1 pseudogene is annotated in these 626 nt (G+C 64.2%); it reads right to left on the bottom strand.

The features are described 5' to 3' along the window. Positions 1-502: pseudogene (locus ACH107_RS33365) on the bottom strand (IS21 family transposase); the annotation flags it as partial. Between the last annotated feature and the right edge of the window lie 124 nt (positions 503-626).

Raw genomic sequence — 626 nt, forward strand, 5'->3', positions numbered from 1 at the left:
CCGTGAAGCTCTCCCCACCGAGGACCACGCCGACATGTTCCCAGCGGCTGTAAACCATGACGAAGTGGTAAAGCAGATGCGGGAATGGCTGCCCCGCGATCGTGACGCGCAGCTCTTCGGCGTGGGTGAAGTCGGACTGGGCCATGTATCCCGGCTCCGGTGTCTGGCGGAAGATGATGTCGCGCTCGGGGCCGTTCAGAGCCCGCCACTGCCGCACACGCCGCTCCAGGGTGCGCCGGATACGATCATCGGGGAATGCCAATGGGTGCTCGCTCTGGAGATGGCGCAACAGGGTGACGGCCTGCACGGTGCTGTCGGTCTCGAGCAAGGGGAGCAGGTCGCCCTCCCAATAGCCTTCGAGGGGATCGGCCACCGTGCGCCCATGAAGGATCTTGCGCTTCGAGGGCGGTGTCGGGTCCGCATCGAAACGCCGGGCGGTCCGTTCGCTGAACCCGGCACGGGCAGCCGCGGTGCGCTGACTGTGTTTCTGGAGGTCGGTCATGTATACTCTCACTTGCTGGTCCGTGACGGATTTGTAGGCCAACCCGGGTCCTCCGTTTGACGGCAGAAGACCCCGGCTTACCAACCCGCAGCGACCAGCACCTATTCCTGAAATCAATCAGGCC

The organism is Roseovarius halophilus (ex Wu et al. 2025) (genome assembly GCF_047086965.1).